The sequence below is a fragment of the Micromonospora sp. NPDC000663 genome (assembly GCF_042898105.1).
Taxonomy (GTDB): Bacteria; Actinomycetota; Actinomycetes; order Mycobacteriales; family Micromonosporaceae; genus Micromonospora.
Genome location: NZ_JBIAYR010000011.1, coordinates 59,303 through 76,039, shown reverse-complemented (window position 1 = coordinate 76,039; position 16,737 = coordinate 59,303). Strand labels below are relative to the sequence as shown.

At 70.3% G+C, this 16,737-nt stretch carries 15 protein-coding genes; 12 read left to right on the top strand and 3 right to left on the bottom strand.

Annotated elements, in window-relative coordinates; genetic code table 11:
* Positions 1–54 precede the first annotated feature (54 nt).
* Complete coding sequence (locus ACFY1S_RS26125; protein WP_387123078.1) at positions 55–3,984, bottom strand: amino acid adenylation domain-containing protein; 3,930 nt, start codon at positions 3,982–3,984, stop codon at positions 55–57.
* 725 nt (positions 3,985–4,709) lie between these two features.
* Between ACFY1S_RS26125 and ACFY1S_RS26120 the strand changes: the two genes are divergently transcribed.
* From ACFY1S_RS26120 to ACFY1S_RS26065, 12 genes are all read left to right on the top strand, one after another.
* A complete protein-coding gene (locus ACFY1S_RS26120) occupies positions 4,710–5,990 on the top strand; it encodes an MFS transporter (protein ID WP_387123076.1) in 1,281 nt (426 codons plus the stop codon).
* A gap of 183 nt (positions 5,991–6,173) precedes the next feature.
* Positions 6,174–6,404, top strand: coding sequence for a phosphopantetheine-binding protein (locus tag ACFY1S_RS26115; protein ID WP_387123074.1), 231 nt, complete (start codon positions 6,174–6,176; stop codon positions 6,402–6,404).
* A 553-nt stretch (positions 6,405–6,957) separates the two neighbouring features.
* On the top strand, positions 6,958–7,719 hold the full coding sequence (locus tag ACFY1S_RS26110; protein WP_387123072.1) for a DeoR/GlpR family DNA-binding transcription regulator: 762 nt from the start codon (positions 6,958–6,960) through the stop codon (positions 7,717–7,719).
* The gene (pfkB, locus tag ACFY1S_RS26105; protein ID WP_387123070.1) at positions 7,716–8,624 is read left to right on the top strand and encodes a 1-phosphofructokinase; all 909 of its coding nucleotides are present in this window, start codon (positions 7,716–7,718) and stop codon (positions 8,622–8,624) included. Before ACFY1S_RS26110 ends, pfkB begins: the two co-directional genes overlap by 4 nt.
* Positions 8,625–8,682: 58 nt before the next feature.
* Complete coding sequence (gene mtlA / locus ACFY1S_RS26100; RefSeq protein ID WP_387123068.1) at positions 8,683–9,867, top strand: mannitol-specific PTS transporter subunit IIC; 1,185 nt, start codon at positions 8,683–8,685, stop codon at positions 9,865–9,867.
* Positions 9,868–9,872: 5 nt separating this feature from the next.
* Positions 9,873–10,181: a PTS lactose transporter subunit IIB gene (locus tag ACFY1S_RS26095; RefSeq protein ID WP_364362934.1), complete on the top strand. Its 309-nt coding sequence runs from the start codon at positions 9,873–9,875 to the stop codon at positions 10,179–10,181.
* Positions 10,174–10,608: a PTS sugar transporter subunit IIA gene (locus ACFY1S_RS26090; protein WP_357983593.1), complete on the top strand. Its 435-nt coding sequence runs from the start codon at positions 10,174–10,176 to the stop codon at positions 10,606–10,608. The genes ACFY1S_RS26095 and ACFY1S_RS26090 overlap by 8 nt, the downstream gene beginning before the upstream one ends.
* On the top strand, positions 10,605–11,645 hold the full coding sequence (locus ACFY1S_RS26085; protein ID WP_387123065.1) for a zinc-dependent dehydrogenase: 1,041 nt from the start codon (positions 10,605–10,607) through the stop codon (positions 11,643–11,645). Before ACFY1S_RS26090 ends, ACFY1S_RS26085 begins: the two co-directional genes overlap by 4 nt.
* Before the next feature lie 9 nt (positions 11,646–11,654).
* Positions 11,655–11,930, top strand: coding sequence for an HPr family phosphocarrier protein (locus tag ACFY1S_RS26080; protein ID WP_222957770.1), 276 nt, complete (start codon positions 11,655–11,657; stop codon positions 11,928–11,930).
* On the top strand, positions 11,923–13,596 hold the full coding sequence (ptsP, locus tag ACFY1S_RS26075; protein WP_387123063.1) for a phosphoenolpyruvate--protein phosphotransferase: 1,674 nt from the start codon (positions 11,923–11,925) through the stop codon (positions 13,594–13,596). The genes ACFY1S_RS26080 and ptsP overlap by 8 nt, the downstream gene beginning before the upstream one ends.
* Before the next feature lie 242 nt (positions 13,597–13,838).
* The gene (locus ACFY1S_RS26070; RefSeq protein ID WP_387123061.1) at positions 13,839–14,723 is read left to right on the top strand and encodes a mechanosensitive ion channel family protein; all 885 of its coding nucleotides are present in this window, start codon (positions 13,839–13,841) and stop codon (positions 14,721–14,723) included.
* A 251-nt stretch (positions 14,724–14,974) separates the two neighbouring features.
* The gene (locus tag ACFY1S_RS26065; RefSeq protein ID WP_387123059.1) at positions 14,975–15,511 is read left to right on the top strand and encodes a DUF1345 domain-containing protein; all 537 of its coding nucleotides are present in this window, start codon (positions 14,975–14,977) and stop codon (positions 15,509–15,511) included.
* A 71-nt stretch (positions 15,512–15,582) separates the two neighbouring features.
* Here ACFY1S_RS26065 and ACFY1S_RS26060 read toward each other — a convergent pair whose 3' ends face one another.
* Complete coding sequence (locus tag ACFY1S_RS26060; protein WP_387123057.1) at positions 15,583–15,990, bottom strand: DUF2267 domain-containing protein; 408 nt, start codon at positions 15,988–15,990, stop codon at positions 15,583–15,585.
* Positions 15,991–16,063: 73 nt separating this feature from the next.
* The gene (locus tag ACFY1S_RS26055) at positions 16,064–16,693 is read right to left on the bottom strand and encodes a TMEM175 family protein (RefSeq protein WP_387123055.1); all 630 of its coding nucleotides are present in this window, start codon (positions 16,691–16,693) and stop codon (positions 16,064–16,066) included.
* Positions 16,694–16,737: the final 44 nt, after the last annotated feature.

Below are 16,737 nucleotides of genomic sequence, written 5' to 3'. Positions count from 1 at the left end.
TGGCGTGTTCGTACCGGACGGCGTCCGGCCGGCCCCACCGGGCCGTCAATGTGATCAGTCCATGCCGTCCAGCCAGGTGGCGATCCGGCCGGCCACAGTGCCGACCTGCGGCGGACGCAGCATGGTGTAGTGGTCGCCGGGAGCGGCCTCGACCTGGAGGTGAGCTCCCATGGCCGTGCGCAACGGTGCGCTGCGGTCCTCCTCGCGGGTCGCGGACGCCGCCAGGTACAGGGCCGGGACGTCCAGCGGGGCCGGGACGTACCTGTCGAGCGCCCGCATGTTGGCGCCGAAAACCTGAACCATCCGGCCGAGTTGCTCCGCCGTCATCTCGGCACCGACGACGCGGTGCCCCCGAGCCCAGTTGAGCAGCGCCGGCACCGGTCCCCGCGCGGCCGGGTCTGCCGCGACCGAGGGGGGCAGCGGGCCGCGCGCCCCTTCCCGCGCCGCCGGATCGGCGGGCACCGCGGCGAGGAGATACTCGCTGTAGAGGGCTACGAGTTCGGGCCCGTCGTCGGGAGAGCCGACCGGCGTCACCGACGTGTCGACCAGCAGCAGGGCGCGCACGGCGCGACTGCGGGTCGGGGCCTGACGCGCCATCTCGTAGGCGACCGCTCCACCCATCGACCAGCCACCCAGGATTACCGGACCGTCGAGGCCGCCGGCGTCCAGCTGGTCGAGAAAGTGTGCGGCCAGATCCGGAACGGTGAGCAGCGGCGCGCTGCGGCCGTCCAGCCCGGGAGACTCGAAGCCGAGCACCGGACGGTCCGCCGGCAGGGCGCGGGCCAGGTCGACGTAGGACAGCGCGCTACCGCCGACGGCGGGGAGCAGCACGAGAGGCGTACGGTTGCCGCCCGGACGCAGCTGCACCCACGGGGCAGGTGCGCCGGAGCCGGTGGCGAGGACGTCGGCGATCTCCGCGATGGTGGGTGTCAGGAACAGGGTCGACGCCGGTAGGTCTACGCCGTACTCCTGCCTGATCATGGCGAGTAGGCGAAGCGCCAGCAACGACTGGCCACCGAGTGCGAAGAAGTCGTCGTGCACGCCGATGTACGACCGGTCCAGCACTCTTCGCCAGATCGCCGCCAGACGCTCCTCCGCTGACGTCCGTGGCGGCACCGGAGCGGCCCTGTCCCCGCTCCCGGGCTCCGGGTCGGGCAGCGCGCCGAGGTCGAGCTTGCCGTTGGGGTTCAGCGGCAGGGCCGGGAGCGGGGTGAACGTGGCCGGCAGCATGTAGGCCGGTAGCCGCCGGGCCAGATACCGCCGCAGATCCTCGGGCATCGCCTTGCCGGGCTCCGGAACCACGTAACCAGCGAGCTCGTTGTCGCCCCGCGGCGTCCGGTGGGCCACGACGGCCGCCTGGCCGACGCTTGGGTGATCCCGCAGCACCGCTTCGACCTCGGTGAGCTCCACCCGACAGCCGTGGACCTTCACCTGGCTGTCGAGCCGACCGAGGTATTCGAGATCGCCCTGGGGCCGACGACGGACGAGATCACCCGTGCGGTACATCCGCTGCCCGGGATCCGGATGGAACGGATCGGGCAGGAAGCGTTCCCGGGTCAGCTCGGGTCGGTTCAGGTAACCGCGCGACAGGCCCGGACCCGCCAGGTACAACTCTCCCCGGGCACCCTCCGGCACCGGCCGCTGCTGCTGGTCGAGCACGTAGCACCGCACGCCGGGCAGAGGCTCACCCAGCCCGAGCGAGACATTCCCGGGCTCCAGCAGGTTCCAGGTGGCGTCGGCTGTGTACTCGGTGACCCCGTAGATGTTGTAGATGCGCCGCACGGTCCCGGTGGAGAAGAGACGGTCGACAAGCGCGCCGCTCAGCGGCTCCCCGCTGAGCATGATGGTGGTCAGGCCGGCGGGCAACGGCGCGGTACGCAGCAGCTCGTCGATCACGCTCGGTACGCCCTGGATCAGGGTCACCGACTCGGCGTCGTGCAGTAGATGCAGGTCGAACAGCGAGTCGACCAGGATGATCGTCCCACCGAAGCTGGGGGTGGCGAAGTATTCGAGGATGGACGCGTCGAAGCCTGCCGGGGTGGATGCGAGGACGCCGTCGAGTTCCTCGGCGCGCAACCGGGTGCGGTAGTAGTCGACCAGGCCGACCGCGCTTCGGTGCTCCACCACCACGCCCTTGGGGCGTCCGGTGGACCCGGACGTGTACATGACGTAGGCCATGTTGTCCGGGCCGGCGACGCGGGGCGGGGCGGTGGTGGGCCGCCTGGCTATCTCCGCCGCCTCCGCGTCGAGTGAGACCACGGTCGCGGCGTGGTCGGCCAGCCGCTCCCCGTGCCGGGCGTCGGTGACGGCAATCGGGACTGCGGAGTCGGCGAGCATGAAGCGCAGTCGCTCGTCCGGCAGCCCGGGATCCAGAGGCACGTACGCCCCGCCCGCCCGGAGGGTCGCGTAGATTGCCACCAGGAGCCGCGGCTCCCGACCCACGCACACGCCGACCGGTGTCTCGGGTTTCACCCCGCGCTCGCGCAGGTGCCAGGCCAACTTGTTGATCGAGTCGTCGAGTTCGCGGTACGTCAGGCGCGTCCCGGCGTGCACCACCGCGATGCGGTCGGGGTGCTGCGCCACTCCTTGGGCCACGAAGTCGTGCAGGCAGTCCACGCTCGGCGCGGGCATCGGGTGCCGCGCCCGCAGCAGGGCGGCCCGGTCCGGCCACGGCAGGTCGTTCAGTGGCCTGTCCGGTTCGGCCGGGGCGCCCTCCAGGATCCGCAGCAGGTGGGCGATCATGCGTCGCGCGGTGGCCGGATCGAACAGGTCGGTCGCGTAGGCCAGGGTCACGTCGACCCCGCCGTCCGGCCGTGCCTGCACCCCCAGGTCGACGTCGAACACCGTCGTGGCGGCCCTCACCGTCAGTGCTTCTCCCCGCACACCATCGAGGTCCAGGACGTCCTCGTCGGCCAGGTGGTAGGCGAAGAACGCCTGGAACACCGGATTGCGGTTCTGGCTGCGGGCGGTGGACAGCTCGTCGACCAGGACGTCGAACGGCAGGTCGGCGTGGGAATAGGCGTCGAGCGCCGCCGCCCGCACCCGCGTGAGTAGTTCGGCGAAGGAGGGATCGCCGATCAGTTGGGAGCGGATCACCATCGTGTTCACGAACACGCCGACGACGTGCTCGAACTCCGGCCCGCTGCGGCCCGCGTAGGGAACTCCGACCAGGATGTCGTCCTGGCCGGAGTAGTGGGCGAGAGTCGCCGTCCAGGCGGCGAGGAAGATCATGAACGGAGTGGCGCCGCAGCGCCTGCCCACGTCGATCAGGCGCTGTGTCCGGTCCGGCGGGACCACAGCGGTGACGACGTCGCAGTGGAAGCTGGGCCGCGCGGGCCGGGGCCGGTCCAGTGGCAGGTCCAGCGCGACCGGAGAGCCGCTGAGGGCCTCGCGCCAGTAGACGACGTCCCGTTCGAACGCGCCACCGTGGAGTGCCTCCTGCTGCCAGGCGGCGTAGTCGACGTACTGCAGTGGGGGTGACGGCAGACCGGTCGGATCACCGTGGCGCAGTTGCCGGTAGAACGCGGCTGTCTCGCGCTGGATGATCCCCCAGGACCAGCCGTCGGTCACGATGTGGTGCATGTTCACCACGAGAACGTGGTGGTCGTCGGCGAGCTGGACCAGCAGGCAGCGCACCAGTGGTCCGGCGGACAGGTCGAACGGCCGCTCCGCCTCGTCGGCGAGTAGCGCGCGACAGGCGGCATCGCGGCCCGGCGCCGGCAGGTTGCGCAGATCGCTCACCCGCAGGCCGGGAAGCGAATCGGAGACGAGGACCACGGGCTCGCCCTGTGCGTCGACCACCCGCGAGCGGAGCACCTCGTGTCGCTCCCAGACTCTCCTGAGCGCCTCGGTCAGCGCCTCGACGTCGAGCTCACCGTGGAAGCGGAAGGCGGCGGGCGCGTTGTGGACGGTGCCGCCCGGCTCGAGCTGTTCGAAGAACCACATCCGGCGCTGCGCGGAGGACAGGGTGACGTGGCGCCGCATGACGGGATCACTGAGGGCTTCTTCGAGAAAGGCTTTGCGCTCCTGGCCGGCAAGCCTGAGAAACCGTTCGTAAAGCCCGCTGCGCAACTGTGGTCTCCCCCGGGTGCCGCCGAGGTGCGGGCCGTCGTTCCTGGCCGACCTCGTGGTGAAACGGTGTCGCTGTGCTCCGTTGCGCCGAGCTATAACGGTGTAATGGTCCTGCGATTTCAGCCCATTCGGCGCGCCAGGCCGAAAATCGTGGCCGTGGGCTGCGGCAATGCTGGTCCAGCACCCTTCCCGCACAATTTAAAGCATTGGGTGAAAATCGATCTAAGCAGATGGCTGGGAGGCCTGTCAAGACTTCCGCTATTGACGCCGCTCGGTGCTCCCGGCGCCTGCTCCGTCGCCACGGGACGAACGGTCATCGGCACGTCGTCCACATGGTGTGTCGAGCGAACCGGCCTCTGGTAAGCGCTGCGCCCGACCGGTCAAGGTGTCGTCACCGGTCGGGTCGGCGGCTCCGAGCACCGGTCGCACGGGGTGATCCGACCGCGGCCGCGCGCCCCCCGTCGCATGGTCAGTTCTGGTAACTTGTCCCGTGTCTGGGCCCTGTCACTCGATAAGCGGGCCGCAGTTCCGTGCCGCCCTCTCGTGCGATCCGCATATCTCGCACCCTTTTTTCAGGGACCGACCTGAGGCATCCTCGTGCGGAGAGAATGCCATTGCTGTTAACGAAGGGGTGCCGGGTGACATTTGACCTGCTACGACGCAACGCCGCATTCCGGTGGTTCTGGTCAGCGCGGGCGGTGTCGCTGCTGGGCGACGGAGCGGCCATGGTGGCGTTGTTGCTGCTGGCCACCGACGTGGGTGGACCGGGGGCCGTCGCGCTGGTCCTGCTCGCCGAAACCGTGCCGCGGTTCTTCAGTCCGTTGGCCGGAGCGCTCGCCGATCGGCTCGAGCTGCGCCGGTTGATGCTCGTGTGTGAGCTCGTCCAGGGTGTCGCGTTCCTGGCCATCGTTCTGCTCCGACCGGGATTGCCGGTGATCGTTGCGCTCGTGGCTGCCTCGGCCGCCGCGTCCACCGTGATCTATGCCGCCGGACGGCCGGCCGTGCCACGCCTCGTCGATGAGGCGGACCTGCCGGTCGCGAACGCCTGGATCGGGACGGCGTTCAATCTCCAGGGCGCGCTGGGGGCACTGATCGGTGGCCTGCTCGCCGCTGCCGTCAGTCCGTACGGTGCGCTCGGCGTCAACGCGGCAAGCGCGTTCGTCGCGGTGCTGCTGCTGCTCCGCACTCCGCGGCTGCCCGTCCAGCGCGCGGCGGCCGACGGCGCGGCGGCGACCGGCTACCTGGCGGACCTGCGGGGCGGCTTCCGGTACGTGGCGACCAATCCCACGGCCCGCCTGATCTGTCTGCTGGTGTTCTTCGGCATCCTGTTCGGCTCCCTGGACAACGTCGCTCTGGTGCTGCTCGCCACCGATGTCCTGGACGGGGGAGCGGCCGGCTTCGGCATCCTCTCCGGCGCCTTCGGTATGGCGATGGTCGCGGGCTCCCTGTGGCTCACCCGGCCCACCTCCCGTTTCTCCCCGGTGGTGCTGCTGCTCGGCGGCTGGCTGTCCACAGGCGTCGGTCTCGTCCTCACCGGCTTCGCGCCGTGGCTGGCCGCCGCGGCGCTCGCCCAGGCCGTCGCTGGTGTGGGCAACGCCGTCGCGAACACAAGCGAGTACACAGTCCTGCAACGGGCGGTACCCACCGAACTCCTCGGCCGGGTGGGCGGCCTGCTCTCGCTGGCCTCGGTCAGCGGCAGTTCCCTGGCGTACGCGATCGGGGCCCCGCTCGCCACCGCCGTGTCGCCGCGCTGGGTGCTGTTCATCGCGGGCGGTGGCCTCGTGGTCGTGGTCCTCATCTTCGTCGTCCCGATGCTCCGTGCCACTCGCGGCCAGGATTCGCCGCCCGCGCCGAACGCGCCGACGGAGCCGACCGAGGACGACCCGCTGCCCTCGGGCGTCGCGGGTGGTACGGCATGACGGCGGGATGTCGTTCCCCTTTGCGCGACCGCGTCACCTGGGCCGGCGGGCAGCCGTGAGGGATGCACTCCTGACCGGCCTGGGCGGTCAGCGCCGCCGATGGGCCATCCGTTGTGGACGCCACGACTCCAGACCGGGGAGAGACCAGTGAGTGAAACGGATCCAAGCCGCGTGCAGGCGCGGGTGAGTGAGATCTTCGCCGCAGTCCTCGATGTCGCCGAGGTGGGCCCCGACGATGACTTCTTCGCACTGGGCGGCCACTCGCTGCTCGCCGGCCGGCTCACCGTCCGGATCCAGCGCGAACTCAACGTCCGCGTGACGCTCAGCGACTTCTTCCTCGATCCGACCGTCCGTGGGCTCACCGATCTCGTCGCCGCCGACGTGCCCGCCCAGGCAGGGCCGCAGCCGGTCTGACCGGTTCCTCCACCGGCAGGCCACGCGGGGAAGATGCGTGACGTGGCGGTGCCGGGCCGGCACCGCCACGCGTGTCGGCCCCGTCGGTGGCCGACCGTTCCGCAGGGAGATCTCGACAAGCGTCATGCGCGGCCGCTCGGGCCGGGAGTCGGGCCTGGCCCCGATCTCACCCGCGTCGAGGAGGCGCTCGATCGCGTCGTGCGGCCGCGCGTGCTCATCGAGGTAGCCGACACGTAGCTCAGCCGACCGGAGGCCGGCGGAGCGTGTCTGGTCGCTCCGGTCGCCGCGATGGGCGCGGTGAACAGCCAGGCCGGCGCCCAGTGCCCCGGCGTCGGGCGACTGCGGATTCCACCACGCCCGTGGCGCCATCTCCCGCGCGATGTCTCGGCTGGTGGACGTCCCCTGGTGTCGCCGGCGGCACTGACGCCGGCCGAGGCCGCGCGGTCGGCCGGCCCCCAACGGTTGTGTGGTTTTCTGTGGACGTCTCTTGACTTCCCCCACAACCGGGCGTAAACAAAACGCAAGCAAAACGAAACGGCGGTAAAACAACATCATGTACGCCGAAGAACGACAGCAGGAGATCCTTCGCATCGCCCGGGAGGTGGGCCGGGTCGAGGTGGCCGGTCTGGCCGACGCGCTCAACGTGACGTCGGAGACGATCCGCCGCGACCTCACCATCCTGGAGCGCGCCGGGGTGTTGCGCCGGGTCCACGGTGGAGCGATCCCGGTCGAGCGGCTCGGGTTCGAGCCGGCACTGGCGGCGCGCGACGCCGTGCTCATCGAGGAGAAGGAGCGCATCGCCAAGCTTGCCCTCAGGGAGGTCCCGGAAGAGGGCGCGATCATCCTCGACGCCGGCACCACCACCGCCCGGCTGGCCCAGTTGCTGCCTGTCGACAGGGAGTTGACAGTCGTGGTCAACTCGCCGGTCATCGCGACGACCCTCGGCACCCATGCCAACCTCAACGTCCTGCTGTTGGGCGGACGCGTCCGGGGCAAGACGCTCGCGACGGTCGACGACTGGGCGCTGTACCCGTTGGCGGACCTCTACGTCGACGTCGCGTTCGTCGGGACCAACGGGATCTCGGTCGAGCGTGGGCTGACCACCCCCGACCCGGCCGAGGCGGCGGTGAAGCGGGCGATGGTCCGTGCCGCCCGTCGTACGGTGCTGCTCGCCGATCACACCAAGCTCGGCAACGACTATTTGGCCCGGTTCGCTGATCTGGGCGACGTCGACCTGCTCGTCACCGACAGCCAGGCCGACCCCGACCTGGTCGGCGACCTGGAGTCCGCGGGTGTCCGGGTGGTCCGCGCATGATCGTCACCGTCACCCTCAACCCCAGCCTCGACCGGGCCGTCGAGGTCGACTCGCTCAGGCGGGGCGAGGTCATCCGCGCCGCCGCGGCCCACCTCGACCCCGGCGGCAAGGGCGTCAACGTGTCCCGCGCCCTGCTGGCCAACGGGGTCCCGTCGGTCGCGGTGCTGCCGTCCGGCGGCGACGAGGGCGACCAGCTCATCCGCCTCCTCAAGGCGGAGGGCGTGGAGGTCCTCGCCGTGCCGATCTCCGGACGGACCCGTTCCAACATCACCCTGGCCGAGCCCGACGGCACGGTCACCAAGATCAACGAGCCGGGTCCGGCGATGTGCCGTGCCGAGTTCGACGAGGTGACCGACCGTGTGCTCGACCGGGCCGGCGGTGCCGACTGGGTGGTGCTGTGCGGCAGCGTTCCGCCCGGCCTGCCCGCCGACGCGTACGCCGAGCTGTGCCGCACGCTGCGCGCCGCCGGCAGGAGGGTCGCCGTCGACACCAGCGGTCCCGCCCTGCGTGAGGCCGCCCTGGCCGGGGCGACCCTGCTCAAGCCCAACCGCGAGGAGCTGGCCGACGTGGTCGGTGCCCCGCTCGCGGGCCTCGACGATGTGGTCGAGGCCGCCCAGTGCCTGCGGGCCTGGGGCGCCGGCACCGTCGTGGCCAGCCTCGGCGCCGACGGCGCTGTCCTTGTCGACGCCGAAGGGGTCCGCACCGGCTCCTGTCCGGTGGCCCGGCCCCGCAGCACCGTCGGTGCCGGCGATGCCCTGCTCGCCGGGTTCCTCGCCGCGGGCGCGCAGGGTGCCGCAGCCCTCACCGAGGGCCTGGCGTGGGGCGCCGCCGCGGTGCGACTGCCCGGCAGCCGGATGCCCGGCCCCGCAGACCTGTCCCGCCACGACGTCACCATCCACACCTAGCCGGACGAGCTTTCCCCCGCGGCCGTCTGGACCACCCCTTCTAGAAGGAGATACCCCCGTGACCTCCTCCTCCTACACACCAGCGGTGCAGGGCCAGGGCTTCAAAGCCACAGTGCAACGCCTCGGCGGTTACCTGGCCGCGATGGTCATGCCCAACATCGGCGCGTTCATCGCCTGGGGCCTGATCACCGCACTGTTCATCCCGACCGGCTGGATCCCCAACAAGACCCTGGCCGAACTGGTCGGCCCGATGATCAGCATCCTGCTGCCGGTGCTCATCGGCTACACCGGCGGCCGGCTGGTCCACGGCCAGCGCGGTGCCGTCGTGGGCGCGGTGGCGACCATGGGCCTCGTCGTCGGCGCGGACGTGCCGATGATCCTCGGCGCGATGATCATCGGCCCGCTCACCGCCTACCTCCTCAGGCTCTTCGACGGCCTGGTCGAGGACAAGATCCGGCCCGGCTTCGAGATGCTCGTCGACAACTTCAGCGCGGGCATCATCGGCGCCGCGATGGCCATCGGCGGTGTCTACGGCATCGGCCCGGTGGTCGAGTGGCTCACCAAGCAGGCCGGCTCGGGTGTCGACTGGCTCGTCGACAAGGATCTGCTGCCACTGACCTCGGTGCTCGTCGAACCCGCCAAGGTGCTCTTCCTCAACAACGCCATCAACCATGGCGTGTTCGGCCCGCTGGGCATCGCCGAGGCGGCCGACAAGGGCAAGTCGATCCTGTTCATGATCGAGTCGAACCCCGGTCCCGGCCTCGGCCTGCTGCTCGCCTTCATGGTCTTCGGCCCCCGCGCGCTGCGCCCCAGCACCCCGGCCGCGATCATCGTGCAGTTCCTCGGCGGCATCCACGAGATCTACTTTCCGTACGTGCTGATGAAGCCGAAGCTGATCCTCGCCGTGATCGCCGGCGGCGCGGCCGGCGTCGGCACCTTCATGATCACCGGTGCCGGCCTGGTCGCCACCCCCTCGCCGGGCAGCATCTTCGCCTACCTGGCGGTCACCCCCAAGGGCGACTACTTCGGGGTCATCCTCGGCATCGTGATCGCCGCCGCCGTCAGCTTCGCGGTCGCCTCGGCCCTGCTCGGCTTCGGTCGCGGCGAGCCCCCCGCGGACGCGGTCGGCCCGGACGAGGAGACGGTTGTCCGCCCGAACGAGGAGCGGGTCGTCCGCCCGGACGGGCAGCCCGTCGTCGACCCGGACAACGCCCCCAACAAGCCGGCGAAGCAGGAGGTCTGACCACCATGCCCATCATCAACGGCACTCAGATCAAGAAGGTGATCGTCGCCTGCGACGCCGGCATGGGCAGCAGTGTGATGCTGGCCAGCCAGCTACGGCGGCAACTGGCGAAGAGCGCGGTGACCGTCGAGCACACGCCGGTCAACTCGATCCCGGCGGACGCGGACGTGGTCATCTGCCACCAGGGGCTCGCCGCGCGGGCCCGGGCCAGCGCGCCCGACACGGTGATCGTGCCGATCCAGGTGTTCATCGGCGATCCGGCCGTCACCCGGGTGGTGAACGCGGTGCAGCGCGGTGGTGAGCTGAGTGGCTGATCTGCTGGCCCGAGACGCGATCCGGCTCGACGAGCGGGCCGGATCGCGGGACGAGGCGATCCGCCGCTGCGGCGCCGTGCTCGTCGAGATCGGCGCGGTCGCCCCGGCGTACGTGGACGCGATGCTCGCCCGCGAGCAGAGCGTCTCGACGTACATCGGGGAGGGCGTCGCCATCCCGCACGGCACGCTGAACAGCAAGGAGTCGGTCCAGCGCGACGCCCTGGCGGTGCTGCGCTTCCCGGACGGAGTCGACTGGGACGGCTTCGACGTGCGGGTCTGCGTCGCCATCGCCGCAGCCGGCGACGGGCACGTGGACATCCTGGCCCAGCTCGCCTCGGTGCTGATGGACCCGGACCAGGCGCAGCGGCTCCGAGAGTCGACGAGCGCCGATGACGTGATCACCATCCTCGAAGGGAAGCCACTGTGAAGGTCGTCCGATTCCACGCGCCAGGTGACGTCCGCATCGAGGACGCGTCCGAGCCCACACCCGGCCCCACCGACGTGAAGATCCGCGTCCGGGCCTGCTCCACCTGCGGCACCGACGTGAAGATCTCCCGCTTCGGTCACCACCACATCGCGCCGCCGCGGGTCATGGGCCACGAGATCGCCGGCGAGATCACCGAAGTCGGCGGCGACGTCACGGGCTGGCGGCCGGGGGACCGGGTCCAGGTCATCGCCGCCATCCCGTGCGGTACGTGCGCCGAGTGCCGGCGCGGCCGGATGACCGTGTGCCCGAACCAGGTGTCGATGGGATACCACTTCGACGGCGGGTTCGCCGAGTACGCGATCGTGCCGCACAACGTCCTCGCCGTCGACGGGCTGAACCGGATCCCCGAGGAACTCAGCTTCGCCGAGGCGTCCGTCGCCGAGCCGCTCGCCTGCGTCCTCAACGGCCAGAACCTCGCCGGTGTGGGGGAGGGCGACGACGTGGTCGTCGTGGGCTCCGGGCCGATCGGCTGCCTGCACGTCCGTCTGGCGCGGGCGCGCGGCGCGGCCCGTGTCTTCCTCGTCGACCTCAACCGCGAACGCCTCGACCTGGCCGCCAATCTGGTGCGACCGGACGCGGCGATCTGTGGCGCCGAGACCGACGTCGTCGACGCGGTGCTCAAGCTCACCGAGGGCCGGGGCGCGGACGTCGTCATCACCGCAACGGCCGCTGGCGTGGCCCAGGAGCAGGCGGTGCAGATGACCGCGCGGCAGGGCCGGATCAGCTTCTTCGGCGGACTGCCGAAGGACAAGCCGCTCATCTCCCTGGACTCCAACCTCGTGCACTACCGCGAACTGACGATCGTCGGTGCCAACGGCTCCAGCCCGGAGCACAACAAGGAAGCGCTGCGACTCATCGCCAACGGCTCCGTGCCTGTCGCCGATCTCATCACCCACCGCCTGCCGCTCGACCGTGCCCTCGACGCCTTCGGCATCGTGGCGCGCGGCGAAGCGATCAAGGTGACGATCGAACCGTAGGGGGATGCGTTGCCCACCAGAACAGTCCTCGTCGGCTCCGCCAGCGGGCTGCACGCCCGCCCGGCGGCGCTGTTCGTCGCCGAGGCGGCGAAGCAGCCGATGCTTGTCACCATCCGCACCGGCGACAAGAAACCCGTGCCGGCCCGCAGCATGCTCGCCGTGCTGTCGCTCGGCGCCAAGAAGGGCACCGAGGTCACCCTGGAGGCCGACGGCGACGGCGCGCAGGACGCCGTCGACACCCTGGCCGACCTCCTCGAACGTGATCTGGACGCCGCCGATGCGTGAGCTTCGGGGGATCGGGGCCAGCCCCGGTGGTGCGGCGGGGCCGGTCTACCGGCTGGCCCCGCCTCCGGCCCTGCCGCCGTTGGCGCAGACCATTGATCCCGAGGCCGAGAAGGCAGCCGTGCGCGCGGCCGCCCTCGCCGTCGCCGCCGACCTGACCCGTCGCGCCGACACCGCCCTGGACGCGACCGCAGCCGAGGTCCTGCGCGCTCAGGTGATGATGGCGCAGGACGAGACGCTCGTCGACGCGGCCGACATCGCCATCGACGGCGGTGTGGACGCGCCGCACGCGATAGCCGACGTGCTAGCCGTGCATCGGGCCGCCTTCGAGGCGGCGGGCGGGTACCTCGCCGAGCGGGTCAGCGACCTGGACGACCTGCGGGACCGCCTGGTCGCCGCGTGCCTGGGGCTACCGATGCCGGGCGTGCCGGACCCGGGCCATCCGTACCTGCTCATCGCCCGCGACCTGGCGCCCGCCGACACCGCAGGCCTCGAACCGGGCCTGGTGCTGGGTCTGGTCACGGCCGAGGGCGGGCCGACCAGCCACACCGCGATCCTGGCCCGGACCCTCGGTATCCCGGCCGTGGTCCGCTGCGCGGGCATCCTGGACGTGATCGACGGCGCGCTTGCCACTCTCGACGGTGCGAGCGGCCTCGTGGTGGCCGGCGTCTCCGCCGAGACGGTGACCACTGTCAACGCGGACCGACTCGCGGAGATCGAACGTCGCGCCCGCTCCCAAGGCCCGGGGCGGACCGCAGACGGCCATCCCGTCGCGCTACTGGCCAACATCGGCTCCGCCCGCGACCTCACCGGCGAGGTTGAAGGCGTCGGCCTGTTCCGCACCGAACTGCTCTACCTTGACCGCAGCGACCCGCCGCCGCACGAAGAGCAGGTCGCCGCGTATCGCGACGTCTTCGCCGCGCTGCCCGGCCGCAAGATCGTCGTGCGCACCCTCGACGCCGGCGCCGACAAGCCGCTGCCGTTCCTGCGTCTGGCCGACGAACCCAACCCAGCGCTGGGCATCCGCGGTCTGCGGGTCGCGCGGCAGGCACCCGCCGTGCTCACCACGCAGCTGGCCGCGATCGCGACGGCGGCTGCGGCGGCGGACGCTGACGTCTGGGTGATGGCACCGATGGTCGCCACGGCGGCGGAGGCGGCCGCGTTCACCGAATCCTGCCGCGAGCACGGCCTGCCGACCGCCGGCGTGATGATCGAGGTGCCGGCCGCGGCCCTGCGCGCCAGCCAGGTGCTGCGCCACGTGGACTTCCTCAGCGTCGGCACCAACGACCTCAGCCAGTACACGTTCGCCGCTGACCGCATGTGCGGCGACCTCGCTGACCTGCTCGACCCGTGGCAGCCCGCGCTTATCGCGCTCCTCGCCTCCTGCGCGGCAGCCGGCGTCGAGGCGGGCAAGCCAGTTGGCGTGTGCGGAGAGGCCGCCGCGGATCCCGATTTCGCAGTGGTCTTGGCAGGCCTGGGCATCACCAGCCTGTCGATGGCGCCCCGCAGCATCCCGGCGGTGCGCGAGTCCCTGGCCGCGCACACCCTGGACGAGTGCCGCCAGATCGCCGAGGCGGCCCTGGCCGCCCCCAGCCCGGAGGCAGCCCGGGCGGCGGCGGCCGGCGCTTCGCGTCAGCTCCGGAGCGGCGACGGCATGTCCGTGCGGTGAGCCGGTCACGCTCAAACGACGACTCGTCATGATCGCAATACCGCTCGTGCTCGTCCGGAGGTACGCGTCGACGTACACCAGGGCCTTGGCCTGCTCGCCGCCCAAAGCGGCGTTGGTGAGCACGCCCCCGGTAGTTGGCCGATGTTGGCCGCGTACCACCGGACAGGGTGGCACCCTGAGGCGGTGGACTGGGCAGGGAGCCGCGGGAAGCTGACATCGGGTATTACGGTGAACACCCTCTGATGCGTACCGCGTTGATCGTAGTAGCTGCGCTGGTTGCGGCGGTGGTTGTGGACCTGGTCTTCGGCGTGCTGGTCCGCCGCTTGGCCCACGGCCGTTACAAGTGGCTGCTGGAGCCGCTGCGGCTAGCCTGCCGCCGCCCGGCGGCAGCGTTCCTCCTGGCCGGGGCGCTGTACTACGCGCTGCCGACGGGGCCGGCCGGGTGGCAACGTACTCTGCGGCACACCGCCGCGATAGCCCTGGTCGCATCCGGGGCGTGGTTGGTAATCAGGGCACTGCACGTCGTCGAGTCGATAGTGTTCCACCGACTACCGGCCGACGAAATCGCCAGCCGGCGGATCCGGCGAGCCCGCACCCAGATCCGTCCCGTGCGGCGACTCACCGTCGCCGTGGTCACGATCGTCGCGATCGGCCTGATCCTGATCACCTTCCGGCCGGTACGCCTTTTCGGCGTCTCCGTGCTGACGTCGGCGGGAGTGGTTGGCGCATTGATCGGCCTGTCCGCCCGAACCGCGCTCGGCAACGCGTTCGCCGGTGTCCAGGTCGCCTTCGCCGACGGTCTGCATGTCGGCGACGTGCTGGTGGTCGACGGCGAATGGGGCCGGGTTGAGGAGGTGAAGCTGACAAACGTGGTGATTCGGCTGTGGGACGAGCGGATGCTCATCCTGCCGACCACGTACTTCACCGAACGGCCGTTTCAAAACTGGACCCGCAACGAGTCCCGGGTCGTCGGCAAAGTCCAGATCCATGTCGACCTACAAGCCTCGGCTGCCGACGGTGCCAGCGCCTGGGACCTACGCTGCGACCTGCGCGAGGGACTCGTCGCCTACCTGCGCGACCATCATCCCCAGTGGCTGCCCCGCACCCGCAGTCAGTACCAAACCTGACCGGGGGCCCTCGCGGGTGATGGCCATGTTCGCTTTCGGTGAGCCCTCACGATTCCGGATATCGACAACCTGATCCGGTAATCGCTTCGGGTATTCCCCAGATGATCCGTATGAGCTGAAACGCTTGACGCATGGAGCAGCAATCGGGACGACCGGCGCGGGGACGACTGCTGTCGGTCAGGCGTGCCCTGTGGTCGTTAGCCGTCGGTGTCGTCGCAGGGACCGCCACCGCGCTGGTCGGGGTGCCGGAATTGACGCCGCTGGTGATCTGGACGATCGCGGCGGGCACGATCCTCGTCTGGGTGTGGCGGGCCTGCTGGCCGGCGAGCCCAGGTCGTACCGAGCAGCTTGCCGAGGCGGAACAGCAGTCCCGGTCCACCGATGTGGCGATCCTGATCGCGTCCGGCATCAGCCTCGTCGCCGTGGCCGAGGCGCTCATCCGCGCCTCGAACCAGCAGGACATCAAGGCTGTCACGCTGGTGATTCTCAGCGTCGTCGCGGTGGTCCTGGCGTGGGCACTGGTGAATACGGTCTTCGCATTGAAGTACGCCCGGCTCTACTACCGCCACGACGGCGGCATCGACTTCAAGCAGGAAGATCCACCGGCGTACGCCGACTTCGCGTACGTCGCCTTCACGGTCGGCATGTCCTACGCCCCGGGCGAGAACGAACCGACAAGCAACCGCGTGCGCCGGATCGCGCTCGGGCATGCGCTGCTCTCCTACACCTTCGGAACTGGCATCCTGGCCGTCGCCGTCAATCTGGTCACCAATCTCGGCCAATCGTGACCCCCGCGCGCGTTTTCCGGCTCTCCGTTTCGGCCATCCCGCACTCCTCGGGCCTCGCCCGCAGGTGTGGGCTAGGTGCCGATCCGGCGGGGCTGGAGCTGTCCCGAGCCTGGCCCGGTCAACTGCCAGAACTCCTGCGGCAACTGGTCGACAAAGTCCCCGTACTCCTTTGCGCTGGCGGCCTCACGGAGGGTATCCAGCACCGCTCGCGCTCCGTCGGTGGCCACCTGGCGATCCACCCCTGCCCGGGACTGCACCCGTTCCAAGAATTCGGTGAGGCCGAACCGTTCCGGGTCTTCGGTGGGCCTGGACACCAGGCCGCGTAGCTCTTCGGGGAGTTGCGAGGCGAGGTCCCTCGCCTGGCCACCGGTGACCCGTTTCGCCACGGTCTCAAGCGTGGCGCGGGTGATCGGTTCGGCCTTCTCGGGCGGAACCTTCGGTCGTGCTGCCACAGACTGAATGAACTCGCTGTAGTTCACCTCGGATCCCCTCTCGAACCGGATTGCGGCGGGTACCCGTCGCCGTCGGGGTGAAACGGCGGCTCGTCCGCCCTCAGGTTGGTGGCAAAGGACCGTGGGTGATACGTCGGGTCACGGGCGACTGGTACAGGCCGGCGCTGGTGATGGCGTAGAAGACGGGCAGAACGAGGAAGATGGCCAGGCCGATCAACGGCGCGACGAGGTAGCCGACCACACCCGCGAGGATGTACAGGACGACCCCGGTGAGGGCACGGACCCGCTCGGCGCGAAAGAAGGCGTCCTTGACCTGTTCCTTCAGCAGGTCGGGGTTCCGGGCCAGATAGTGGAAGAACGCCAGCCACGCCGCGCACAGCATTGCGCCGATCAACGCGTAGAAGGTAACGGCCACCCGCTGGTCCGTGTTGTTGTGTTCCTGCAACGCGTCCGACACGACGATGGTCGGGAACGGCAGCAGCGCCGTGCTGAACAGCACAAAGAGGTTCACCCAGTGAAGCCCGCGATCGGCCTGCTTGATGCGGTTGAACGTCGCCTTGTGGTTGAGCCAGACGACGGCCACATAGGAGTAGGACGCGAGATATGCGATGTACGAGGGCCACTGTTCCAAAAGGCCAGACAGGAGGCGGCCAGGGGGAACGTCAGGTACCCGGAGGTCCAGGACCAGCAACGTGATGATGATGGCGAAGATGGCGTCGCTGAACGCCACCGCGCGGCTGGTGTCTGACCGGGTGCCTAGGTCTGCGTCTGGCC

What these genes read in the sequence shown, in the direction of transcription:
- ACFY1S_RS26095 (WP_364362934.1), top strand. Translation starts at nt 9,873, where the DNA reads ATGCCCATCATCAACGGCACTCAGATCAAGAAGGTGATCGTCGCCTGC.
- pfkB (WP_387123070.1), top strand. Translation starts at nt 7,716, where the DNA reads ATGATCGTCACCGTCACCCTCAACCCCAGCCTCGACCGGGCCGTCGAG.
- ACFY1S_RS26110 (WP_387123072.1), top strand. Translation starts at nt 6,958, where the DNA reads ATGTACGCCGAAGAACGACAGCAGGAGATCCTTCGCATCGCCCGGGAG.
- ptsP (WP_387123063.1), top strand. Translation starts at nt 11,923, where the DNA reads ATGCGTGAGCTTCGGGGGATCGGGGCCAGCCCCGGTGGTGCGGCGGGG.
- ACFY1S_RS26070 (WP_387123061.1), top strand. Translation starts at nt 13,839, where the DNA reads ATGCGTACCGCGTTGATCGTAGTAGCTGCGCTGGTTGCGGCGGTGGTT.
- ACFY1S_RS26125 (WP_387123078.1), bottom strand. Translation starts at nt 3,984, where the DNA reads ATGCGGCGCCACGTCACCCTGTCCTCCGCGCAGCGCCGGATGTGGTTC.